The sequence below is a fragment of the Acinetobacter sp. LUNF3 genome (assembly GCF_022699605.1).
Lineage (GTDB): Bacteria > Pseudomonadota > Gammaproteobacteria > Pseudomonadales > Moraxellaceae > Acinetobacter > Acinetobacter johnsonii.
The window spans coordinates 3,087,313-3,112,255 of sequence record NZ_CP093968.1 but is presented as its reverse complement, the minus strand read 5'-3'; the positions used below and the strand labels follow the sequence as shown (position 1 = coordinate 3,112,255).

At 39.5% G+C, this 24,943-nt stretch carries 19 protein-coding genes and 4 pseudogenes; 10 read left to right on the top strand and 13 right to left on the bottom strand.

Annotated features, from left to right (window positions below; all coding sequences use genetic code 11):
- Window positions 1-41 precede the first annotated feature (41 nt).
- Window positions 42-926: a porin Omp33-36 gene (gene omp33-36, locus MN200_RS15235; RefSeq protein WP_058870480.1), complete on the bottom strand. Its 885-nt coding sequence runs from the start codon at window positions 924-926 to the stop codon at window positions 42-44.
- A 1,086-nt stretch (window positions 927-2,012) separates the two neighbouring features.
- On the opposite strand from omp33-36, the gene MN200_RS15230 reads away from it, so the two are divergent.
- Entirely contained in the window at window positions 2,013-3,722 is a 1,710-nt protein-coding gene (locus MN200_RS15230) for a GGDEF domain-containing protein (protein WP_058870479.1), read from the top strand.
- A gap of 239 nt (window positions 3,723-3,961) precedes the next feature.
- Here the strand turns inward: MN200_RS15230 and MN200_RS15225 are convergent, their stop codons facing one another.
- Together MN200_RS15225 and uvrA are read right to left on the bottom strand one after the other, a co-directional pair.
- Window positions 3,962-4,843: a hypothetical protein gene (locus MN200_RS15225; RefSeq protein ID WP_081313276.1), complete on the bottom strand. Its 882-nt coding sequence runs from the start codon at window positions 4,841-4,843 to the stop codon at window positions 3,962-3,964.
- Window positions 4,844-4,948: 105 nt separating this feature from the next.
- Entirely contained in the window at window positions 4,949-7,780 is a 2,832-nt protein-coding gene (gene uvrA / locus MN200_RS15220) for an excinuclease ABC subunit UvrA (RefSeq protein ID WP_058870478.1), read from the bottom strand.
- A gap of 332 nt (window positions 7,781-8,112) precedes the next feature.
- Here uvrA and MN200_RS15215 point away from each other — a divergent pair, with 332 nt between their 5' ends.
- The gene (locus MN200_RS15215) at window positions 8,113-8,460 is read left to right on the top strand and encodes an IS630 transposase-related protein (RefSeq protein ID WP_039890557.1); all 348 of its coding nucleotides are present in this window, start codon (window positions 8,113-8,115) and stop codon (window positions 8,458-8,460) included.
- Between the two features lie 17 nt (window positions 8,461-8,477).
- Window positions 8,478-8,951, top strand: a pseudogene (locus MN200_RS15210) (IS630 family transposase); the annotation flags it as partial.
- A gap of 37 nt (window positions 8,952-8,988) precedes the next feature.
- Here MN200_RS15210 and MN200_RS15205 read toward each other — a convergent pair.
- Together MN200_RS15205 and tenA are read right to left on the bottom strand one after the other, a co-directional pair.
- Window positions 8,989-9,363, bottom strand: a complete 375-nt coding sequence (locus tag MN200_RS15205) for a hypothetical protein (protein ID WP_058870673.1) — start codon at window positions 9,361-9,363, stop codon at window positions 8,989-8,991.
- 161 nt (window positions 9,364-9,524) lie between these two features.
- The gene (tenA, locus tag MN200_RS15200; RefSeq protein WP_004691671.1) at window positions 9,525-10,199 is read right to left on the bottom strand and encodes a thiaminase II; all 675 of its coding nucleotides are present in this window, start codon (window positions 10,197-10,199) and stop codon (window positions 9,525-9,527) included.
- Between the two features lie 211 nt (window positions 10,200-10,410).
- Between tenA and MN200_RS15195 the strand changes: the two genes are divergently transcribed.
- The 5 genes and pseudogenes from MN200_RS15195 (at window position 10,411) to MN200_RS15175 (ending at window position 14,978) form a co-directional block, all read left to right on the top strand.
- Window positions 10,411-11,490 (top strand): DUF475 domain-containing protein, encoded by a 1,080-nt coding sequence (locus tag MN200_RS15195; protein WP_058870674.1) that lies wholly within the window; start codon window positions 10,411-10,413, stop codon window positions 11,488-11,490.
- 159 nt (window positions 11,491-11,649) lie between these two features.
- Entirely contained in the window at window positions 11,650-13,014 is a 1,365-nt protein-coding gene (locus MN200_RS15190) for an MFS transporter (protein WP_058870675.1), read from the top strand.
- 51 nt (window positions 13,015-13,065) lie between these two features.
- Window positions 13,066-13,650, top strand: a complete 585-nt coding sequence (gene ssb, locus MN200_RS15185) for a single-stranded DNA-binding protein (protein ID WP_058870676.1) — start codon at window positions 13,066-13,068, stop codon at window positions 13,648-13,650.
- Window positions 13,651-13,801: 151 nt separating this feature from the next.
- Window positions 13,802-13,975 (top strand): annotated as a pseudogene (locus tag MN200_RS15180) (site-specific integrase); the annotation flags it as partial.
- Window positions 13,976-14,045: 70 nt separating this feature from the next.
- On the top strand, window positions 14,046-14,978 hold the full coding sequence (locus MN200_RS15175; protein WP_114392652.1) for an IS5 family transposase: 933 nt from the start codon (window positions 14,046-14,048) through the stop codon (window positions 14,976-14,978).
- Window positions 14,979-15,163: 185 nt separating this feature from the next.
- Here the strand turns inward: MN200_RS15175 and MN200_RS15170 are convergent, their stop codons facing one another.
- From MN200_RS15170 to MN200_RS15145, 6 genes and pseudogenes are all read right to left on the bottom strand, one after another.
- Window positions 15,164-15,634 carry a TIR domain-containing protein gene (locus MN200_RS15170; protein ID WP_058951564.1) on the bottom strand — a complete coding sequence of 157 codons (471 nt, stop codon included), beginning with the start codon at window positions 15,632-15,634 and terminating at the stop codon, window positions 15,164-15,166.
- A 506-nt stretch (window positions 15,635-16,140) separates the two neighbouring features.
- Window positions 16,141-17,231, bottom strand: a pseudogene (locus MN200_RS15165) (IS3 family transposase).
- Between the two features lie 66 nt (window positions 17,232-17,297).
- A complete protein-coding gene (locus MN200_RS15160; RefSeq protein ID WP_058870629.1) occupies window positions 17,298-17,519 on the bottom strand; it encodes a hypothetical protein in 222 nt (73 codons plus the stop codon).
- A 23-nt stretch (window positions 17,520-17,542) separates the two neighbouring features.
- A complete protein-coding gene (locus MN200_RS15155; RefSeq protein WP_058870630.1) occupies window positions 17,543-18,463 on the bottom strand; it encodes a copper resistance protein B in 921 nt (306 codons plus the stop codon).
- On the bottom strand, window positions 18,450-20,573 hold the full coding sequence (locus MN200_RS15150) for a multicopper oxidase domain-containing protein (RefSeq protein WP_242759801.1): 2,124 nt from the start codon (window positions 20,571-20,573) through the stop codon (window positions 18,450-18,452). Before MN200_RS15150 ends, MN200_RS15155 begins: the two co-directional genes overlap by 14 nt.
- Before the next feature lie 89 nt (window positions 20,574-20,662).
- Complete coding sequence (locus MN200_RS15145; protein WP_004281865.1) at window positions 20,663-20,959, bottom strand: hypothetical protein; 297 nt, start codon at window positions 20,957-20,959, stop codon at window positions 20,663-20,665.
- A 148-nt stretch (window positions 20,960-21,107) separates the two neighbouring features.
- Between MN200_RS15145 and MN200_RS15140 the strand changes: the two genes are divergently transcribed.
- Together MN200_RS15140 and MN200_RS15135 are read left to right on the top strand one after the other, a co-directional pair.
- Entirely contained in the window at window positions 21,108-21,788 is a 681-nt protein-coding gene (locus tag MN200_RS15140; RefSeq protein ID WP_004679347.1) for a heavy metal response regulator transcription factor, read from the top strand.
- Entirely contained in the window at window positions 21,781-23,181 is a 1,401-nt protein-coding gene (locus MN200_RS15135) for a heavy metal sensor histidine kinase (RefSeq protein ID WP_242759800.1), read from the top strand. Before MN200_RS15140 ends, MN200_RS15135 begins: the two co-directional genes overlap by 8 nt.
- A gap of 38 nt (window positions 23,182-23,219) precedes the next feature.
- Here MN200_RS15135 and MN200_RS15130 read toward each other — a convergent pair whose 3' ends face one another.
- Together MN200_RS15130 and MN200_RS15125 are read right to left on the bottom strand one after the other, a co-directional pair.
- The gene (locus tag MN200_RS15130; protein ID WP_004663995.1) at window positions 23,220-24,503 is read right to left on the bottom strand and encodes an MgtC/SapB family protein; all 1,284 of its coding nucleotides are present in this window, start codon (window positions 24,501-24,503) and stop codon (window positions 23,220-23,222) included.
- A pseudogene (locus tag MN200_RS15125) lies at window positions 24,500-24,934 on the bottom strand (HAD-IC family P-type ATPase); the annotation flags it as partial. The gene MN200_RS15130 and the pseudogene MN200_RS15125, both read right to left, overlap by 4 nt.
- Window positions 24,935-24,943 lie beyond the last annotated feature (9 nt).

The window sequence follows — 24,943 nt, the reverse complement described above, 5'->3', positions numbered from 1 at the left end:
GCTTAAAAGCGTCCTTTTTTATATTCAGTTTCTAAATGAAATTAGAAGCGGAATTTAGCGTTTACGCCAACAGTTTGAGTATCAAGATTCTCAGTATTGTCTTTAGCGTTAGCATTTACATAGCTTGCGCCTACAGCAACTGCTGGAGTGATGAAGTAGTTAACGTTTGCACCCCAAGCTGAATCTGGAGTACCAGCAAAGCTTGATTCAACATAAGAAGCGCCAACACTTAACGCAGGAGTTAAGTAAAGGTCAGTTTTAAGTTGGTAAGCGGTGTCTTCACCGTAAACAAGACCAGCTTCTAAGCCGAGCGCCATGTTTGTACCGTCGATGTTACCTACGTATTTAGTACGTGCAGTAACCGCGTCTTGATCTTCACCGATCGTAGCAGCTTCACCAACAGCTTTAACAACACCATTGCCCATTACGTTGAACGCATCAAGAGCAAATTGGTCAGCAACGCTAGTATAACCTACAGCAACCAAGAAGTTCGGAGCAGCTAAAGCACCCACTTCAAGTGCATAACGGTCGCCATTGTCATCAGGCGTTTCGCTGTTTTTACCATCCAAATGTGTGTGGCTATAAGACGCACTTGCATATGCTGGAACGAATTTAGTAGGAATATACGCTTCTGCTTTAGCGCCGTAGTTGTGTGCGATGAAATCAGTACCGTCAGTGCCTAATTCAGCATAGTTATATGCCAAAGAAACATTTGAAGCTTGGTTTAAAAAAGCAGCTTCAGCTAAAGGACCTTTAGATGAATCAACATCTTTAAAGTAGAAAGTACCTTGTAAACCGCCAGTAAAATCTTTGTCATTTGCATCAGATGCATCGATGTATTCAGATTGACCTTGTACTTCGAATTGGTATGCTTGAGCACCGGTCATGGCTAATAATAAAGCAGTTGCTAAACCGAGTTTTTTCATGATATTTACCAGATTGTTAACATTGGATTAAACTAAGGCTATTCTATTGTAACAATTTATTAAGTCAATGAGCTCTAATGGTATTATATTATTGAGTAATTACTCTAGTTGTGTTATGGGTTAAAAATTACTCAATTGAGTGTATCCATGTCAACCAAAAAAAACTTACAGCAGAACAATAGGGTATACCTATTTAGAAAACAGAGAATGCAGGAAAATGAATTGTACTGAACTTGATTTTTAATTGGTAAATTAGATTGAATATATTGATATAAACGGTAAAAAAGTTAAATAAGGTACCTCAAATATAGGCGTTTTTGTGTCCTAAATCTAAAAAACGCCTAAAATTAGCGCAAAAAGCTTGTTTTTTGCTTGCATAATGTACATATCCTCTGAGTATTTGTGATAATTTTCACGCTAATTATAGCGTTGTGTTAATCCATAGTGCTTTAGTTGGCTTTACAAGTGAACGGATTTATTTCATAATGATTTTAGCGAATCATTTAACAATATTGTTGTTTTCTGAGAAGCTAATTCTCCTCAAACAGTTTTTGTTTATCTGCCCAACTTTCCCCAAGGTTGGGCTTTTTTTTATTTAAATTTTCGAGATCTTCTTTTTTCTAATAAAAATCTATTGGAATTTAATGCATTATAATGGTGCAATTATGAATATGCATTTTCATTAAAAACTTTTATTTGGTCAAAAAAAAACCAACTTCTAAAAGAAGTTGGTTTTTTCCGCCAAATCTTTTGGGAAAATTAGAATATCTGCTGAGGATATACTCTAATTCGCCCCAATAATGTGCATTATGCACCTAAATGTTGCATATGTAAATATAGGTACTTTAAAAAATGGGAAAACTAGAAAATATTGAATGAAATTCACACTAAACATGAATATTATTAAGGATGGATTGGCTCAGCTTTCATAGGTGAGTGAAAGTTTAGCTGTGATTATTTGGGGCTGATGAAATCTTAAAATGATGCAAAACAAAGAATTAATCACTTAAATACACGATATACTATTCATATAATGAACAGTTAATTTGGTTTTCTTTTATTTTGGAATGGGGGCGTGGTTGAAGTATGCGAGAAATACGCTCTGAGTATTTGAGTCAAAAGTTGTACATTGCAATGAGCATTATTATTTTGTCATTGTGCAGCTTATCCATTCCGTTGATGGTCAAAAGTTATCGCGATTACATCAAAACCAACCAAGCTTTAACTGAAATACAAGCCCTACAAGCTGTTGCAGACTTGGCCAATAAGATTTCACGAGAGCGTGCGCCAGCCAACAAGCTCATGTCGAGTAATCAGCAAGACTTTGCCAAACATGTGCTTGAATTAAAACTGTATCGACTCACGGTAGATGAGCAGATGCAAAAGACCTTAGAGGTTTTAAAGCATTCGAACCTCCCAAATTTAGATTTAAGTTTATTTGACCGTTTAGATGAAGCTTTAATGCAAGGCAGACAACAGGTAGATGCCTATGCAGCTCTACCACGTGAGCAACGTAATGCCGAGACCATGGATCAAGCCATCCTAAAAATGTTTAGTGCTTGGGATCGTAGTCATGATGTTTTAAAAGATGTGATCGCTGTATCTGAAGGCAAAGACACCGCTGTTTCAAACTTCTATGTCCAAATTTTATTATTGGCTGACTTACGCGATCAGGCTGGTCGTGCTGCATCCAATGTGATGGCGCATGTAGCTTTTAAACAACCGATTCCTGAAACCAATTTAGCGCGTTCTTTACAGACTCGGAAGCAAGTGATGTATTTGTGGGAACTCATTGATACCTTACAGCCCGAGCGTGATAAAACCGAAGAATTTAAAGTGCTGCATCAAGCGGTTTATAACGAGTTTTTAGCCAAAGGGCTATTGATTGTTGAGCGCTTGATGAATGAAAGTATTTACCATCGACCGTACTATTTAACGGGGACGCAGTTAACTGAAGCAATCGTTGATAAATTTTCGACCGTGGTGGAATTGCAAAATTATTTACTCAAATATAGCGTTGAAAAAGCCATCATTGAAAAGCATAAAGCACAAAATATTTTGCTCACAACGGTGGGTATTTCACTCATTTCAATTTTTGCGGCACTGTTTACCATGATCTATGCGCGTAAGAGAGTGTTTAGTCCACTCATTCAAGCGCGTGAAATTTTGTTTGATTTATCCCATTCCAGTATTCGCCCCAACCCGATGGATACCAAAGATCAACCAGCCAATATGTATTCTTTATTTACAGCAATTCAGCAGTTAAAACAGACGCTTCAGCAGCGAGATGCGTTGGAGTTTCGACTCAAGAATATTGCGCATTTGGATTCATTAACCGGGGTTGCAAACCGTTATGCGTTGAATGAATACATTAAACTTTTGGAAAATCAGCCGACTCAGTTTTCGGAGACTTGTTTAATGGTGATCGACATTGATCATTTTAAACAGGTCAACGATGTGTATGGGCACCTGATGGGGGATCAGGTGATTCAGTTTGTGGCTGAAAAATTAAAAGAAAATATTCGGACATCTGACTTGTTGGTACGTTACGGTGGCGATGAATTTATAGTACTGATTGAAAATGTTGGAATGGAGCGCGCTTTAAAAATTGCGGAAAAGATTCGCTCTGAGATTTATGAAGCGAAGTCGGTTGATAGCATACGTTGCCCTGATTTGAAAGTCAGTATTAGTATTGGGGTGGTAATTGGTGCGACCAGTTGGATGGCACTGTTAGAAAAAGCCGATCGTGCTTTGTTTCAAGCCAAAGAGCAGGGGAAAAATAAGGTGGCGAGTTGATGTGTTTGGGATTTTTACATCTCAATGATCGGGAAAAATCTAAATAATTGACTCATATTGCTAATTTATAAAAATCTAAATTCTTTGTTTTTTGCACGTTTTAATATTTTTTCATTGAGTAGGCGTTGCCTCACTTTTGACTGGGCAAAAGTGACAAAACCCACTTGTTTGACTGATGCTCAGTCCCTTGTGCACAGTCAAACGGGCGACATCCATGTCGCCTGTCATGTGATCGGATTTCAGTTTTGGTCTGTGGTTTTTTCAATTAAATAATTAATGAAATTGGTACATGCTACCAACATAAATTTGGCATCGATATAACTTAAATTAGATTCTTCGAGCATAGCATGGCGGATACCATCACCATTTGATGTATAGCCATAAAATTTGACAAATCCTTCTTTTAAGCTTTTATGCAAATCATATTTATTTTGAATAATAGCTAGGGTTTCTTGAAATCCAGCATTTTCTTTATTTGCGATAATTTTGCAAATACCTTCTAAGGCTGAAATAGATTCTTTTATTGAATTTCGATAGTCAGGATTCTGCCGATCTGACATCAATTTTAGAGCTTGATTTAAATGCTGTTGTACACCTGAATATGGATTAGTGTTTTCTATTGCTTGTTCTATAGATTGGATTTCTTGTTCTGATGTGATTGGAGTAATTTGATAATTAATTACTCTATAAGCAGAGTTCTCAATTTCCAAGCAATCATTCAAGAGAATGATAAAATCCTCTTTTTTTTCATCAAAAGGAAAATATTCTATACAGGCCTCAATAAAATTATAAATTTCATACCATTTGTATGTTTTAAAAAATAAAGTGTCAATTTCAGCAATAGTAGATTCTATCGAATATGGGATTTGGTCAATTCTTTTCTTGAAAAAACTATGAAATAGTAATTGAAAAAAAGATTCTAAATTACTTCCAATAATAGGACGACTTCGGGCACCAAAATGGTAAGAATACTTGTTAAAAATACATACTATAATTGCATTCCACAAAGCATTTTTTAAATCTGTATTTATTGAATTCTTCTGAATTATTTCACGAATAGATTGATAACCATATCTTTCTGAGAAGCGCATTTTATCCCCGACAAATCCAATTTTACTCATGATTTTTAATCTCCCCTAACCCCTCTTTGATAAAGAGGGGAACACCATTTGATTAGTAATGGGAACTCCCTCCTTTTCCAAAGGAGGGTTGGGGTGGATTAAATCCTACTTCAACAACGGTTTCAAAAACTTCGCAGTATGTGAAACTTTTGATTTCACCACATGCTCAGGTGTACCTTCCGCAATAATCATCCCGCCACCTGCACCACCTTCAGGGCCTAAATCAATCACCCAGTCAGCAGTTTTAATTACATCCAAATTATGCTCAATCACGACAATGGTATTGCCCTTATTGCGTAGCTCATGAAGAATATCTAAAAGTTTTGCAATATCATGGAAATGTAGACCTGTAGTGGGTTCATCCAAGATATACAACGTTTTACCCGTATCACGTTTCGCAAGTTCACGTGCCAATTTCACACGTTGCGCTTCACCACCTGACAGTGTCGTTGCAGACTGACCTAAACGAATATAGCCCAAGCCCACTTGATTCAGTGTTTCCAAACGACGATGAATCACAGGAATCGCATCAAAGAAATGCATGGCATCTTCAACAGTCATATTGAGAACATCGGAAATATTCTTACCTTTATAACCCACTTCTAAAGTTTCACGGTTATAACGTTCACCATGACAGTTATCACAAGGCACATACATATCAGGTAAGAAGTGCATTGCCACTTTGATCATGCCGTCACCTTCACAGGCTTCACAACGACCACCTTTCACGTTAAACGAGAAACGTCCCGCAGCATAACCACGTGCTTTGGCTTCAGGCGTTTGCGCAAACAATTCACGAATCGGAGTAAACAAACCCGTATACGTTGCAGGGTTGGAGCGAGGTGTACGTCCAATCGGGCTTTGATCAATATCAACAACTTTATCAAGGAATTGCAGACCATCAATCGAGTCAAATTTTTCAGCTGTTAAAGTGGTTGCACCATTAAGCTGTGTCGCTGCCAAAGGCAATAAAGTACGGTTAATCAGCGTAGATTTACCTGAACCAGACACACCAGTCACGCAGGTCATCACACCCAAAGGAATGGTTAAATCCACATTTTGTAGGTTATGACCCGCAGCACCCATCAATTTAATTTGTTCTTCAGGCTTTGGTGGTTCAGTACGTTTTTTCGGTACTTCAATTTTTAGTTTGCCTGATAAATACTGACCCGTGAGAGATTCACTATTCGCAAGAATTTCATCATAAGTCCCTTCAGCAATCACATGACCACCATGAATACCAGCACCAGGGCCAATATCGATAATATGATCTGCTGCACGAATCGCATCTTCATCATGCTCAACGACTAAAACGGTATTCCCCAAATCACGTAAGCGGACTAAGGTTTCCAATAGGCGATCATTATCACGTTGATGCAGACCAATCGACGGTTCATCGAGGACATACATCACTCCCATCAAACCTGCGCCGATTTGCGAAGCCAAACGAATACGTTGCGCTTCACCACCAGACAATGTTTCTGCTGAACGAGAAAGACTTAAATAATTCAAACCCACTGAAACTAAGAAATGTAAACGCTCACGAATTTCTTTAAAGATTTTATCGGCAATTTCGCCTTTTGCACCATCAAGATTTAAATCTTGATAATAACTTTCAGCATCACCAATCGACATTTTGGTAATTTGGGCGATGGTTTTATCTTTTACTCGAACATGACGTGAAATTTCATTTAGACGTGATCCACCGCAAGCATCACAGGCCGCATTAGACAGGTACTGTGCCAAATCATCACGAACATAGTTTGACTCTGTTTCACGATAGCGACGTTCTAAATGTGGCAAAATTCCTTCAAAAGGTTGTACACGATTATGTTTACGACCCCGTTCGTCGATATAACTTAAATCAACTTTTTCTTTGCCTGTGCCGTAGAGAAATTTCTTTTTGGTGTCGGCATCCAGTTCATTCCAAGGCGTATCCAAAGAAAAGCTAAAATGCTCAGCCACTTTTTCAATCATGCTGTAGTAGTACGGACGTTGTCTGTCCCAACCACGAATAGCGCCTTGGCTAATCGACACATCAGGACTTGGAATGAGTTTTTCGGCACTAAAATGGCTACGTGTACCTAAACCATCACAGGTTGGGCAGGCACCAAAGGGATTGTTAAATGAAAATAAACGCGGCTCAAGTTCCGCAACAGCACGGTCACATTCAGGACATGAATGTTTAGCCGAAAAAACCCGATCAGGATGTTCACCGTTCATCCAAGACAAAACAGCAATATCACCACCTAAGCGCAGTGCCGTTTCAAAAGATTCTGCAATGCGGTTGCCGAGGTCATCACGGACTTTAAAACGATCCACCACCACTTCAATGGTGTGTTTTTTCTTTTTATCGAGTTCTGGAATTGGGTCGAGATCAACAATCTCACCATCGACGCGCGCCCGTACAAAACCTTGACTTTGTAGCTGTTCAAACAGGTTGGAATATTCGCCTTTACGCTCACGCACCACAGGTGCAAGCAGCATCAGCGCTGTTCCTTCATCCAATCCTTTTACTGCATCGACCATTTCTGATACGGTCTGTGCCACCATTGGCAAATCATGCTCTGGGCAAAATGGCGTGCCGACACGTGCGTAAAGTAGACGTAAATAGTCATAAATTTCGGTAATGGTACCCACCGTAGAACGTGGGTTATGGCTGGTTGACTTCTGTTCAATTGCAATGGCAGGGCTTAAACCTTCAATTGAGTCAACTTCAGGTTTTTCCATTTGTGACAAGAACTGGCGCGCATAGGCCGAAAGCGATTCGACATAACGACGCTGACCTTCGGCATAGAGTGTATCAAATGCAAGCGATGACTTACCTGAACCAGAAAGTCCCGTGATCACCACGAATTTGTCGCGGGGAATATCAAGGTTCACATTTTTTAAGTTATGGGTACGTGCGCCTCGAATACGGATATGACTTTGGCTCATAAAACTATCTCGAAATTGTGCAGATGAAGGAGGTATATGATAACGACTTATGCTTTATTCAAGTGTTAAACATGATTTTATAGCGACAAATCATGTCGGCCAAAAGAAAAGTGATGCTGCTAGACTGTAGCTAGATTTCAGTGTTGAAACAAGTCTCAAGCTATCGATATTGGCTGCGACTGAAGATAGAAAGATGTTTACGTATTGCGTAAAAAAGAGTGGATCTCCCATTCGGCGCAGCGCAAAAGTTGCATCATGACTGTGCTATTTTTGGTTTGCCGTACGCGTTCAGGGATATAGTCCGCACGCCAAAAAACCAATACAATACCGATATGAGTTATCCAATACATTTTAGAAAGAAAATATTAGCCAAGCTTGAAGAAGGTCAATCTATCCGAGCGGTTGCTCAGCACTTCGAAATTAATAAAAATACAATTGTCGAATGGAAAAAGCGAATCGAAATAAAAAGAACTCGACCAAGAAAACCATCTAAAGTTGATGATGATGCCTTACGTGCAGATGTTGAGCAATATCCCGATGATTATCAATATGAACGCGCTGCTCGTTTTGGTTGTGCTACTTCTACAATTGGAGATGCGCTCAAGCGTCTAAATATTACAGTTAAAAAAAGACCTTACGGCACCCGAAAGCAAAAACAGAACTCAGAGAGCAGTATTTAAAAGATTTAAACCGATTAAGGTATCAACACCCGATCATCTATCTTGATGAAAGTGGATTTAAATCTCATGAACATAGACCTCATGGTTATTCAAAACAGGGAACTCCTTGTTATGGAACATATAATTGGCAATTAAAAAATCAAACCAATGCAATAGGAGCAATCCATGAGGGTAAGTTATTTGCAGTGGGTTTATTTGATAGCAAAGTAAATTCGGATGTATTTTATTTTTGGGTAGATCAGTTTTTATTACCAGAACTACCCTCGAATAGTGTAATTGTCATGGACAATGCAGCCTTCCATAAACGACCAGATATACAAGATCTATTAAGCCAACATGGGCATCAAATACTTTGGTTACCACCTTATAGTCCTGACCTTAATCCTATTGAAAAAATGTGGGCATGGGTGAAAGCAAAAAGGAAAAAATGGTTGGTTAACTCAATAGATAAGCTTTTTAGTCGTTTCTTTAACGAGTGTATGGGTAATTAAGCGGTTTGACTATAGAGTATTGTTGTGGTTGCAGCATTTAGCATGCTAGTGCATAAGGACGTTCAAAGATTGAATCGACCGTCTCAAAAGCAAAGGGACGGATAATGTCATGATGGAGACGGGCATAGAAATTGACTTCGTGCTCAAGAGTTTGCAAGAAGGCGTCGTAGTCATCTTCAAAGTCTGGTAGGTCGAGTAAGTCTTGTTCTCGACTTAAAACGCAATGATATTTTTTAATAAAAGCCAACATCAATTTTTGAATATGTGGATTGGTATAATAAATGAGATAGGTCGCGGCAGAACCGCAGTGTAAACAGCCTTTTTCAAGGTAAATTTCTTCGTTATTCAGCCAGCAACATTGTACGGTAAAAAATGCACGAATGGCTTCAGTACCAAGAGTATCCGGATGCATGAGAAAGGCCCTCGAAAGTTAATTATGTAAATGATAATTATTATCATTATTATAGTTTAGTTTTAAATGCTTAAAATAGCAATCGCGCCTTCTGAAAAAATACGATATTCGGTCAATAAAAAGCCCTGAAGGGTTCAGGGCTTTTTGGATCATTTTCGCTTTTAAGCGTGGTCTAAACCGAGCCATTGCTGCTGTTTATAAGCGCTGTCCCAGAACAACCATTCCAGTTCAGCCCCTTTACGGTAGGCTTTATGCATTTTCTCAATAGTGTCTGCATCGCAGCGTGCAGCCACTTTATCGATGGTTGCAATTACATTACGTACCGCTTGGTTGAATTCTTCACCTGCGTAAGTATCGATCCACGCTTGGTAGGGGTTGTTGGCGATAGAGTTACCCACAATGTCTTTACCGACTTCAGCATAAATCCAAAAACAAGGTAAGAGTGCCGCTAACACCACTGGGTAGCTTTCAGACCATGCTGTTGCCGTTAGAAATGAAGTGTAATGGTGACATGCCAAAGTCAGCGGGGTTTCTTCAAACTGCTGTTTTGAAATATCAAAATTTTTCATAAAGCCATCATGCAAACTGCGTTCCACCACAATCGCTTCTTTAGCCCCTTGGCTAAACTGAATAATGTCGTCGGCCTCATACGCTTTGGCACCACACACCGCTAAAGCACGACCATAAGCCACCAAGTAGTGCGCATCTTGAATCACATAATGACAAAATGCTTCTTTATTAAGTGTGCCTGAAGCTAATTCTTGGTTAAAAGGTAAAGCCAGTGTTTTTTGATATAAGTCGACATTACGTTGCCAAACGTCTTGAGAAAAAGCCATGATTAGATCCTGAGGGAAGCCAAAATATGGGCAAGACTATAACAACAGTTTGCGCGGAACAACAATCCATCTCCGTACATCTGTGAGATAAGTAAAAATTAACGAAGATGTTTTGGTTTCAGGCGCAAAAAGCGTCATAATTGCGGCCATAAAACTCAACCTGTTTTTTTAGTTTTCGTTCATCTCCAAATTTTTTATAGGTCGATCTGTCATGATGAAACATTTTGGTTTCTCTATCATTTTTACGATCGTGTGTCTTGCGTTGTCTGCGTACTGGGGTTTTACCCATGGACCAGAAGCGGGCTTAAAGACCATGTTTACTGCTTTGACCATTACTGCAATTTTAGCGGTGATGGAGGTCTCGTTATCTTTTGATAATGCCGTTGTCAATGCATCTGTGTTACGAGGTTGGGATCATTTCTGGAAAACGTTGTTCCTGACTGTGGGTATTTTAGTCGCTGTATTTGGTATGCGTTTAATCTTCCCTGTCGCAATTGTGGCTGTAACTGCAGATATGGGCTTTGTTGAAGTCGTACAACTGGCTTTGAATGATCCAAAAACCTACTCACAACGTCTGATGGATCACCACCCTGAAATTGCTGCGTTTGGTGGAGCATTCTTGTTACTTGTGTTCTTAAACTTCTTCTTAGATGAAGAGAAAGACACGCACTGGTTCCGCTGGTTAGAACGCCGTTTGACTAACTTAGCCAATGTTCCTGCAATGTCGGTCTTCCTTGCACTGATTGCACTTTTGGTGATGGCTGCCAATGTCGACGAAGCCAAACGTCTGGTGGTGACCATGGCGGGAATCTGGGGCATCGTGGTTTATATTGGCGTACAAGTCTTGAGTCATTTGTTGGGTGGTGAACCTGAAGTTGATGAAGACGGCAATGCAGTTACGCATGATGCCAATGGCGCAACCACAGGTGTGGTCAAAGCAGGTATTGGTGGTTTCTTATACCTAGAAGTACTTGATGCATCGTTCAGTTTTGATGGCGTAATTGGCGCGTTTGCCATTACTTCCGATGTCGTGATTATTATGTTGGGTCTCGCGATTGGTGCGATTTTCGTGCGTTCGATGACGATTTACTTGGTCGAAAAAGGGACTTTGGATGCCTATGTCTTCCTTGAGCATGGTGCACACTACGCAATTGGTGCTTTAGCATTCATTATGCTGGCAAGTGGCACAGGTCTACATGTACCAGAAGTTGTCACGGGTTTAATTGGTGTGGCCTTTATTGTTTGGGCTGTTATTGCTTCTATTCAATACAAAAAACATCAAGCCGCTTAAAGCAGATTGCTTTAAACCGTGGAAAAGCGCAGCTCAGGCTGCGCTTTTTGTTTTTCAGATCAGGAAGGCTTTTATTAAACATAAAATTCATGCCGCTAGTCGGATTGAATAGCCTATAATCTTGATCCAAGATTAATTCAATACAGTCTGTCCTTGTTTATGATGAATGCTTTAGAACGTCGTTCAACTTTTGCCTTAAGCAGTATTTTTGCCTTACGCATGTTGGGTTTGTTCATGATCATCCCTGTATTTTCTGTGGCAGGGCAGACCTATGAATATGCAACGCCTGCGTTGCTCGGTTTGGCTGTGGGGATTTATGGCTTAACACAGGCCATTTTACAGATTCCTTTTAGCTTGATTGCCGACCGTTATAGCCGTAAGCCTTTGGTGGTTTTTGGGCTGCTTCTGTTTGCTTTGGGTGGTGCAATTGCAGCGATGTCAGACACCATTTATGGGGTGATTATTGGTCGTGCCATTGCGGGTGGTGGAGCAGTGTCTGCCGTGGTGATGGCACTACTGGCGGATGTGACCCGTGAAGAAAACCGTATGAAAGCCATGGCAACCATGGGCATGAGTATCGGGGTTTCTTTTGCTGTGGCTTTTAGTTTGGGGCCGTGGCTTACCGGTTTAGTAGGAATTTCAGGATTATTTTGGGTGACCACCATCATGGGTTTGGCGGCCATTTCGATGTTGTTTTTGGTGCCCAAAGTCACCCGCCATCATCGTAATTATCAGCAAGGTTATTTGGCTCAGCTCAAACAAGTCTTAAAAATGGGCGATCTGAACCGTCTGCATGTATCGGTGTTTAGCTTACATTTATTGCTGACGGCAATGTTTATTTATGTCCCATCGCAACTCATCGACTTTGCAAAAATTCCACTAAATTCGCATGGCTGGGTGTATTTACCGCTGTTGGTGATTAGCCTATTTTTTGCCTTTCCAAGTATTGTGTTGGCTGAAAAATATCGCAAAATGCGAGGCATCTTTTTAACGGCTATTGGCGGCATTATTTTAGGTTTAGGCATCCTAATTTTTGGCTTTGAGTCGAAGTATATTTTGCTGACAGGTTTGGGCTTATTCTTTATTGCTTTTAACGTCATGGAAGCGTTGCTGCCGTCATGGTTATCGAAAGCTGCGCCAATTCAGTCTAAAGCCACCGCGATGGGCGTAAATGCCAGCAGCCAGTTTTTAGGCGCATTCTTTGGTGGTGTCACAGGCGGTCAGTTGCTGCTGTTAAACAATACAGCCTTGGGCTGGAGCATCCTGACTGGACTTGCGATTGTTTGGTTATTGATTAGTTTTGGCTTGGCACAACCGCGCTATTTGTCTTCGATGATATTGCGTTTACCTGAACATAAACAAACGGACGAATGGACTTCACAGCTTTTAGCGATTCGTGGTATTGAAGAGGTCGTGGTGATGTCTGATCAGCAAGTAGCGTATGTAAAAGTCGATAAGCAGCAAATAGATGATGCTACGCGACAAGATTTAACGCAGTTGTTGGGGAAAGAGGTAGCCATTTAAGCATAACTCTTATAAAGTAAATAATAGAAATAGATAGGAAGTAAACATCAGATGCGCGGTGTAAATAAAGTTATTTTAGTGGGCACATTAGGCCGAGATCCAGAGACGAAAACTTTCCCAAACGGTGGTTCGTTGACCCAGTTTTCAATTGCAACGAGCGACTCTTGGACAGACAAAAGCACCGGTGAGCGTAAAGAGCAAACCGAATGGCACCGTATTGTGTTACACAACCGTCTAGGTGAAATTGCGCAACAATACCTACGTAAAGGTTCGAAAGTTTATATTGAGGGTTCACTGCGTACTCGTCAGTGGACAGATCAAAATGGTCAAGAACGCTACACCACAGAAATTCGTGGTGAGCAAATGCAGATGCTCGACAACAACCGTCAGCAAGGCGAGCAAATGCAAGGCGGAAATGATGGTTATGCACAACCACGTTTCAACAATAACCAAGGTGGTGGTTATAACAATAACAACAACCAAGGCGGTTATGCCGGTAATCCAGCAGCGGGTAATAGCAACAACCAACAAAGTGGTTATGCGAACAATAACCCAAGCGGTTTTGCACCAAAGGCGGCTCCTCAGTCAGCGCCTGCGGCAGCACCAGCAGATATGGATGATGATCTTCCATTCTGAGACACACTAGAGATATATTTTTGTAAAGTTTATAAAATTTATCTTTATATTTAGTAGGTTACAGAGAAAGTTTACAGATACTAAAATAGTTCTGTAAACTTTTTTTTATTATGATTTAATATATTTAATACTTAGACTTTTTGTAAAATTTATGCTTTCAGTTAAAAGATTTGTCATGAATAGTGGGGAAAGATTTGCTGTCTTAATTGATAGTAATGGTCTCCCTCTAACATACCCAAATCTTTATACGATGATTTATTTGAGAAACAGAGGGCATTCGGTTAACACAATTGTTGCGGTACTTGAAGATATTGAACTGCTTTACCATATTTTTCATAAATGGCTTTGTTGCACAAACCTATCTGTAAAGGGTTTTTCAGCGATATAATTTTCAAATGAAGAAGCCTGCACACAAAATCTACCGCACAACCAATTGGCCCGCATATAACCGAGCACTCATGAGTCGCGGAAATATTGCCATTTGGTTTGATCCTGCTACGCAATGGTATGCGCCATCAAAAGGCAAACAAGGGCGAAATCAAACCTACTCCGACGCAGCCATCCAATGCTGCTTAATGATTAAATCCTTATTCCGTCTGTCTTTACGTATGGTCACTGGCTTTGTGCAAAGTCTGATTAAACTTTGCGGATTAAATTGGATAGCTCCAGATTACACCACGCTTTGTAGAAGACAAAAGCATATTGATATTGTAATCAGCTACCAAAAAAGTAGCGATGGGCTGCATCTACTCATGGACTCTACAGGCATGAAGTTTCTAGGTGAGGGCGAATGGAAATGCAAGAAACATGGACCTAAATATCGTCGCCAATGGCGTAAACTTCATATTGGTATAGATGCTAAAACCCTGCAAATACGAGCAGTTCAGCTTACAACCAATAATGTCAGTGATTCACAGGTGCTTGGTGATTTACTTAATCAGATTCCACAAGATGAGCGGATTGACTCTGTTTATACCGATGGAGCTTATGACACCAAGCAATGCCGTCAGGTCATTGCAGATCGGCAAGGGCATGCGGTGATTCCACCTAGAAAAAATGCGAAACCATCGAAAGATACAAAGAGTAGCTCGCTAGAGCGAAATGAATTACTTCGAACAATTAAACGTTTAGGCAGGACACTATGGAAAAAATGGTCAGGCTATCATCGGCGAAGTTTGGTTGAAACTAAGATGCATTGCATCAAATTATTAGGAGATAAACTCAGTGCAAGGAGTTTTGATAGCCAAGTGAATGAGATCCATGCACGTGTAGCAGTCCTTAACAGATTTACGGAATTAGGTCGCCCACTTACCCAAGTTACGCCTTAAATTTAGCTCAATTAGGGGCGCTTTGCATTTCAAATCTTTGTGCAAAAAGCCTATCGCTGAAAAACCCTTTACAGATAGGTTTGTGCAACAAAGCCAAACAAGTTTAAATTTATCTTGATAATTTTTCGCTACTTTATCTGCGGCTAGAAATAAACCTGGAAAGTCTTCCTCTTTCATACTCACTCTCAATATCCAAGTTGTTGATAAATAGAATCTGGGTAATACCAGTTTCCACTTGGCTGCTTAACCCAATACTGTAGAGCATAGGCTACGATCTCTGCTGAAAAAGGAACAAATACTGCACCAATATCTTGTAAAAAAGTTGGACAAGTAGAGAAATTTAATTGGCGTGATCCATCTAAATTTACAGCAATGATTCGGCAGTTTTTTTCTAAGGCAACTTCAACTTCCCACTTAACAAATGTATTTTTCAAATAAGTATCTTTTCCTACTAGTACAATTAATGTACCAGCCATATTGATACGTTCTCTGCATAATCTTTTTATATAAGCTTCATTTACCGATTGTATAGCAGTATGTAATTGGCAATCAGTAAAATTAAAATTTATGTGCTTATTGGCTTTCCATGCCTGCATTAATCTGTAGTAATGAATATCAGTACTACTGAAGCTAACAAAAGTTCGAGGTAACCCCATAATTTTATGAGCCTTGATGATTAGAAAATGATTAAAATCTTAACAAAATTTTCATACAAATAGTTTAAGAGTTTTAAAAGTGAATTAAGACGACAAAAAAATTAACATTATTGTATTAAGTGCATAAAAGAGTTAGAAAAAGTGGGGCTCAGCGGACGCTTCCGTTCTAGATCATATACCCAAGTAATTTGTTAAGTTGTTTAAAGGTTTATTGTTTTAAATTCATTTAAATTCAGTTTCTTAAACAGTAAAATAGCTCCTTTTATTTTGTAAATAAGAGGAGCTATTTTTTTTAAACTTTAAAAATGTTAAGTTAAAAGTGCATATATAATTTATTTTGTGTAAGCGTCCGCTGAGCCCCACTTTTTCTAACTTCTACAAATCTGATTGTTGTTCACTTCCAGTGTGTTTTTTAGATTGGAAATATCTAGATTTATCTAAAAATATCTGAAATTTATCACTTGTGTGGTAATCCTCCCATAAATAACCGAAGTTAAAAGTAGAGGTTAAGCAGCCATTAGAGGTGGCTTTCCTTTGTTAGCTTGATGTGGTCTTTCATGGTTGTAATGCCACAACCAGTTTGTTGCATAATCTTGTACTTCATCCAAAGTATCAAATAAATGCTTGCTCAGCCAACTATAACGTATGGTCCGATTATAGCGTTCAATATACGCATTCTGCTGTGGCTTACCCGGTTGAATATATTCAATACGAATACCGTGCTCAGTAGCCCAGCGCACAAATTCGTGACTGATAAATTCGGGACCATTATCGCATCGGATCACTAACGGTTTTTCTCTCCACTCCAGCAATTGATTCAACGTACGAATAACCCTGATTGTGGGCAATGAGAACCCTGCTTCAATGGCTAGGCCTTCGCGGCGGTAATCATCAATCACATTCAATAATCGAAACTTGCGACCATCGGAAAGCTGATCATGCATAAAATCTAATGACCAAACCTGATTTTCTCGGATTGGTTCTTTCAATGGTTCAGGCGCATGCCGTTTTAGTCTTCTTCTCGGTTTAATACGCAGATTCAGTGCCAACTCACAGTAAATGCGGTAAACCCGCTTGTGATTCCAGCAGCAACTCTCAACATGCCGTAAATACGAGAGGCACAAACCAAAGCCCCAATCGGAATTTTCCTCAGTGAGTTCAATGAGCTGTTCAGCAATGAGTGCATTGTCATCGCTGAGTTTGGCTTGATAGCGGTAGCAGGTTTCACTAATGCCAAATGCTTTACAAGCCAAACGAATACTAATGGCATGCTGGGCAACTGCCTGTTGTGCCATCTTACGCCGGCAAGATGGCTTTACCCTTGCGCAGCAGTGCTGCTCATTGCCATCGCTTCCTGGATGATTTCGGCCTTTAATCGCTCTTCCGCATACATCTTTTTAAGTCTGGTATTTTCGGCTTCTAGCTCTTTCAGTCGAGCCATTAATGATGTATCCATACCACCATATTTGGCACGCCATTTATAAAAGGTAGCATTACTCATGCCGTGTTCACGGCAAAGGGTCGCTACAGGTGTGCCAGATTCTGCCTGTTTCAAGATGGACATGATCTGACTGTCAGTAAATTTAGATGTTTTCATGCAGAATCTCCTGCTCGTATCTTAAGAGAAAATTCTACTTTTAGATCCTATTATTTTTAGGGGGGATTACCCTTTAAAAAAGCTTTCTTGCAATATATAAGCAGCTGCTTTAGCGATATCACGCTCAGATGTTGGTTTTTTAGTTGGCATATCAAAAACTCTCATAAGTGATAATTTTAAGCATGTTTTTAACCACTGCATAAAAATAGACCAAAAATTAAGCTTTTTTAGTTTTACAGATTCGAAAATAAATAGTAATAATTCATGAATAGTAGCCGAAGCTACCATTCATGAATCCAAATCATACTATTTTAAAAAACTAATTCGATGCCTGCACCATATTTCCATCCCTTTTCAGACTCTGTTGCCTCTTGCATAGAAGTGGCTTTCTGTCCTTTTTCATATTGGTAAGCAACATCAATGAAAGGTTTAATTCGCTTAGTAATCTCATATCGGGTTTTGATACCAGTTTTTAGTTCTGATAAACCTGATTTTGCAGCATAGTTAGAATCATCGCTAAATATTACATCTGCTTCGATATAAGGTTGAGTAATAAGTTTCTGAGTTAAAAGCAAATCACGTTCTAATTCAAAACTTGCTCCCCAAAAATTATTCTCACCGCCATAAAGATATGCTTGTGTTTCAAAGAAATAAGGAGCTAGACCTAATATACCAATAACCCCATCCACTCGATCGCTGCTGCTGTTATTTTTATCTTCACTATATCTTACCCCAGCTTGTACATCCCAAAATGGGGCTACGTTACGGCTATAAAGTGCTGATACAGCATATTTTGGATCATTACTTTCTGACTTTTCCGAATTGGCTTCAATAAATAGACGATTTTCATCTGTTCCAATTAAAGTTTCAAACTTTGTTCCTAGGTTGCCCTTACCGTCTTCATCAACCATCCATTCATTTTCAAGTTTTGTTGCTTGATAAATTTGTCCGCCATGTTCTTTAAGATGATCATCATGAGATGGGGCTGATCTCTTTCTTGCGGTCAGAATAATATTATCTCCCCCATTTGCATTTTCCATTGAATAATATTCTGGATACAATTCTTGGGGGCTATATCTTAAGCCACCAGACTCCTGTAATAAGACTCTCATACCATTTGTAATATTACTGTCTTGTACAGGAGTTTCATTTTTAGCGAACGTTAGATTTGATAATCCAAATAGCGCAATCATCAAAGTTGTTTTTGAAAACAAATTATTAGTGATGTGCATGTGGATTTACTCCCTTCTCATTTACTTGGGACTGAGGAACAGTCTTTGTAGAATTACCATCTTCCACTTGAGCTACAATGAGTTTATTCATCATTCCTGCACTCATATGGTAAAGCAGGTGACAATGAATAGCCCACTCACCTAACTCATCAGCTGTGAGTAGAGTGGTTATCGTTTTCCCAGGTGGAACAATTACCGTATGTTTGTTTGGCATATTGCTTGGATCCTGACCATTCTCAAGCTGCATAAACATGCCATGTAAGTGCATTGGGTGAGCCATCATACTGTCATTGACAAATTTTAAGCGAATACGTTCACCATACTTCACCACTAGTGGGTCGGCTTCATTAAATTTTTTACCATTTATTGTCCAAATATAACGCTCCATGTTTCCACCAAGACGGATCTCTATTTCACGTTCAGCTGCACGAGTGTCTTTTTGAGGATCTAACGATTGCAAATCACTATATTGCAATGCTTTATTACCTTCAGGTGTTGAAGCATTTGCCCATCCAAATACGGTATTATCATTCTTGTCTGAAGCCGCCTTAACAGTAGCGCTATTCATCGGCATATCATGATCCATACCTTTCATAGAAGACATATCGTGATTCATGCCTTTCATAGAAGACATATCGTGATTCATGCCTTTCATAGAAGACATATCATGATTCATATCTTTCATTGAAGACATATCATGATCCATACCTTTCATAGAAGACATATCGTGATTCATGCCTTTCATAGAAGACATATCATGATCCATACCTTTCATTGAAGACATATCATGATTCATACCTTTCATAGAAGACATATCGTGATTCATGCCTTTCATAGAAGACATATCGTGATTCATGCCTTTCATAGAAGACATATCATGATTCATATCTTTCATTGAAGACATATCATGATCCATACCTTTCATAGAAGACATATCGTGATTCATGCCTTTCATAGAAGACATATCATGATCCATACCTTTCATTGAAGACATATCATGATTCATACCTTGCATTGAAGACATGTCATGATCCATCCCCATATCTTCCATAGTCAATAAAGAGCGAGGGCGAGATTTAGGCATCTCAATTTGTTTGACTGCTGGGCTGCTTTCTTCATGTAATGTTCCCACTGAAAAACCGGTACGATCAATAGATTCAGCTTCAATTTGGTAATGTGCTTGTTTTGGTTCCACAATGACATCATAGGTTTCAGCAGTACCAATACGGAACTCATCTACAGGAACGGGCTTTACAGGTTGACCATCAGCACTGACTACAGTCATTTTTAGGTTTGGAATGCGTACATCAAAGAATGACATAGCGGAAGCATTAATAAAACGAAGGCGAACTTTTTCACCAGCTTTGAAGTTACCGGTCCAGTTTTGCTGAGGTGTTTTGCCATTCATTAAAAATGTATAACCAGTCACATCGGACATATCTGTCTTAAGCATTCGCATCTGATTCCACATAGAGCGGTCTTGCCAAGTTGCCTTTAATCCATCACGTTTAACTTGTTTTAATACATCGAATACTGTTTCGCGACGGTTCTGATAGTAATCTGCTTCTTTTTTAAGATTTTTCATAATTTGATCACTTGTTGAATTATGAAAATCAGAAAGCAAAACAACGTAATCTTTATCGGTTTTTTCAGCAGCTGTTAGTGGAGTTTTATCTTTAGGATAAATAACAAAAGCACCATATAAACCGTCTTGTTCTTGTCCTTTACTATGTGAATGATACCAATAAGTACCATTTTGGCGGACTTTAAACTTATATTCATAAGTTTTATTAGGGGCAATGCCATTAAATTTGTTAAATCCAGGTACACCATCCATAATTCCAGGTAATAATAAGCCATGCCAATGGATTGAAGAGTCCTGATTTTTTAACTTATTGTGAACACGGATAACGGCATCATCTCCCTCTTCAAATTCAAGAAGAGGGGCAACGAATTTACCATTAACGGTAATTCTCTTTAGCGGTTTTCCTGTAATATTTACAGTCTGTTCCGCGATCGTTAAATCATATTCTTTAACTGCCGCCATTACCCAAGTTGATGAAAATAAACCAACTCCAATTAAGAGTATATGACTTAACTTTTTTGACATTCTATCTCACCTTTAGAAAGATCAAGATTGAAGTAATAAAGCAAATATTTAGTATAAACTTTAATACTTCTTTCTCGCTATTTATAAAATTATTTATTGCTACTAGGCATATTCATCTTTGAATGATCCATTTTAGAATGGTCCATATTCATCATAGAATGATCCATTTTTGACATGTCAGATGAGTTAGGAGACTGATGTTGACTATGATCTTGCTGAGTCTTGTCATCTTTTTCCATTTTACAAGGTTTTGTACAAGGTTCCTGTGCTTTTACCGTTTTAGTGGCACTTGAGGTTGATACATCTTTTGCCCAAGATTGAGTACCAGCAATTAAAGTTCCAGCACACATTAAAATTGTTAGACTACGACGCACTACAGTTTTCATAAGTTTCTCTAAAAGTTAATTTCTTGCTACTACAATAAAGTGAAGCACTGAACATCTAAGTGACTTGAAAATGACATTTTTGTAATCTATCTCGATCAGATGTTTTATAACGTTATTATAGTTTTAATGAATGACTTAGGATTCGGAAATGAGAATACTATTAGTTGAAGATGAACAAAAAACTGGTGATTATCTCAAGCAAGGTTTATCCGAAGCTGGCTATATTACGGACTGGGTTACAGATGGGTTAACGGGTAAACATCAAGCTCTTTCTGAAGAGTATGACTTAATTATTTTAGACGTGATGTTACCTGGACTAAATGGTTGGAATATTATCAATGATATTCGTAGCAGCGGTAAAACAATGCCCATTCTTTTTCTTACCGCCCGAGATCAAATCGAAGATCGAGTAAAAGGATTAGAGCTAGGCGCTGATGATTATTTAGTTAAGCCTTTTGCTTTTGCAGAGCTTCTAGCTCGAATAAAAACGCTCCTTAGACGAGGGCAACAAAGAGAAGATAATAATATTATTAAGATTGCTGATTTAGAACTTGATTTGAGAAAACGTCGGGTAACACGAGCAGGTCAACGCATTGATTTAACGGCTAAAGAATTTGCTCTTATGGAGCTTTTTATGCGTAGAAGAGGTGAAATTCTACCAAGAGCACTTATTGCATCTCAAATTTGGGATATGAACTTTGATAGTGATACAAATGTAGTTGAAGTCGCTATTAAACGATTAAGAAATAAAGTAGATAGTAATTTTACCCCTAAGTTAATTCAAAATATTAGAGGAATGGGGTATGTATTAGAGGTAGAAGATGAATAATAAATTATTCAAATCTATCAGTTTTCGGATCGGTATTATTTTCTCATTATCGACTATATGTATTCTCATTATGATGGGGTTTTTCATCCATAAATTAGTGATGCATCATTTTGAAACGCAAGATCGTACCCAATTAGAAGGTAAAATCCAGCTTATTCAGAATCTTCTCCAACAGCATCCTAAAAATTCTCCAGAACTTGATCTATATTTGAAAGATGCTTTAGTTGGACACCATGATCTTATGGTCCAAATAGAACGACCGGCAGGTCAGATTTTATTTAGTTCAACACCTTCAATCATTAATACTCAACAGTTAATCAAGTCAGCAAATAACCCTTGGATTAAATGGAAAATTAAGAATAAGACCTATCGTGGCATGATCTACAACACGGATATAAACAAAAATACTGAAATACAATCTGTACGCATTATTGTGGGGATCGATACATCTGAACATCTACATTTTTTAAATGATTTTAAGCGTCAACTTTTTTACATTGGTTTAGCCGGTACGATTTGTTTAATGTTTTTAGGCTGGTTTGCAACCTGGAGAGGTTTAAGACCCGTGCAAAAAATGGCTAAGGTCGCAGAAGGCATTTCTGCCCAACATCTTTCAGAACGTTTAGAAGTTGAGCACACACCAACAGAACTAAAATCATTAGCAATTGCCTTCAATGATATGCTCGACAGACTAGAATCAGCTTTAGAAAGGCTTTCCGATTTTTCATCTGATTTAGCGCATGAAATTAGAACACCGATTAATAACTTAATGACTCAAACTCAAGTATGTCTTGCCCGTAAACGAGATACCAGTACCTATCAAGAAGTACTATTTTCTAATTTAGAAGAATTAGAACGTTTGGCTCGAATGGTATCCGATATGCTTTTCTTGGCAAAAGCAGAACATGGCCTAAAATTACAGAACTTACAGAATATTGACCTGGTTAAAGAAGTTACAGCCTTATTTGATTTCTATGATGCGCTAGCTGCCGAAAAAAATATGACGCTTCAACAAACAGGATCTGGAAATGTCAAAGGTGATCCTGCTATGTTACGTCGAGCACTCAGCAATCTATTATCTAATGCAGTTAAATATGGAAATAAGAATTCTACAATACGCATAAAACTTCAACAGAATTTAGATAACACAATATTTTCAATTGAAAATGAAGGCTCTGAACTCTCTCCTGAACAACTATCCAGATTATTTGATCGTTTTTATCGAACAGATGCGTCTAGACAAAGAACAGAAGAAGGAACCGGCTTAGGGCTCGCGATAACAAAATCTATTCTTGATATGCTTGGGGCGACCATCCAGGCTGAATCCCTCAATGGTCGAATCATTTTTACCATTGTTTTTCAAAGTGAATCCATGCAAGGGGAATCATTTTAACTCATTTTTTGAACATCTTCCATTTACCCGAGTTGACCTTACATAAAGCTCAAACTGAGAGCCAGAGCTACGCCAGCACCTATCATGGCAATTGTGTAGCCAAATATGATAGCTCGGCCAAACTGTGCCCCCCCTGTCATCCATGCAATTGTCGCTTTGCTTAACATGTTGCTCAGTGTGGCCAGCCCTAGCGCGACAGCAGCCACATTTGTTGTTAAGCCTTCAGTACTATGCAGGCGGGCAAGTGAGACTAAAATAGCATCTACGTCTGCTAGCCCAGAAATAGTCGATAATACGAAGATGCCGCTGGTGCCCAACCATTGTTTTGCTGCCGGGACCAAGACTGCCATGACAGCCAGGAAAGCAGCGAAGCTGAATGCTGTCCCAAGATCAAAAGGAGCCATTGCTTCTATTGTTCGATCGTTGTTTTCAGCGCTGGTAATTTGGCGTTGTCTCCACAATGCCATACCCAGCAGAAGGATTCCCGCAATCATCATTGCACCACCAAAAGTGCTTAGCAATGCTGGCTCAATGACGCCTATCAGCACAACCATACGAAAAAACATGATGCCACAGGCAGCCAATGTTCCAGAAATAGCAGCACTGACCATGACGGGGTGCTGGCGTGTATAGCGTGCCAGTGCGACAGTTGCAGCTGTAGAAGATGCCAAACCACCCAATAGACCTGTCCAGAATATGCCTCTTTCTGAACCGGTAAGCCGCATGGCAAAATGACCTGCCAGAGAGAGTCCGGCAATCAGGATCACTGCCCACCATAACTGGTAAGGATTTAATGCAGCAAAAGGTCCCAGACCCGTATTGGGTAAGTAGGGTAATATAACGACAGAAAGTACCAGCAACTGCAGGGATGCGGTTAATTCACGATGCTCTATCAAGCGTAGCCAACCGTGTAAGGTTGGCTTGAGATCCAAAAATACAGCGACGATTACAGCCGCGGTTAATGCTAAAGTAACATTACCATGGGATGCATATGCACCTAAAACTAATGTCAACAGCATCGCGATCGTCGTGGTAGCGCTTAGATTACCGGAAAGTTTTGCGGTACGCGCGTAGGACACTGTTAATAATAAGGAAAGCCCTAATACGGCCGCGACCAGCGGCCAAGGCCCGAAGTTTGGTTGTAAATGACCGAGCACTCCTCCGAGCAATCCTGTCAATGTGAAGGTACGTAGGCCTGCTACTCGGCTGCCCTCGGGCAATTCACGATCGTGCCATCCTCGTTCTAAACCAATGAGCAGGCCGATGGCAAGTGCTGCAATAAGACCTGGTACATCTGGTGGAAGAAAAGAACTCTCTATCATAACTTTTTATTTCGCAGGCGAAGGGCATTCGTGATGACTGAAGCTGAACTAAAACTCATCGCCAAGGCCGCAATCATGGGTGACAATAACCAACCGGTAAATGGATAGAGTACGCCAGCTGCGATTGGGATACCCAAGGCATTGTAAAGGAAAGCAAACATGAGGTTCTGTTTCATGTTGCCAACAGTAGCTTCCGAAAGGGAACGGGCAACCGCGATACCGCGTAAATCCCCCTTGACCAGCGTAACTTGAGCACTATTCATTGCGACATCAGTCCCGGTGCCCATAGCGATACCGACATCAGCTTTAGCCAAGGCTGGTGCATCATTGATGCCATCACCAGCCATAGCCACGATGCGACCTTCCTTCTGCAATTTGCTGACCAGTTCTAGTTTATCTGCGGGTTTGACTTCGCCATGTACCTCATCAATGCGGCTTTG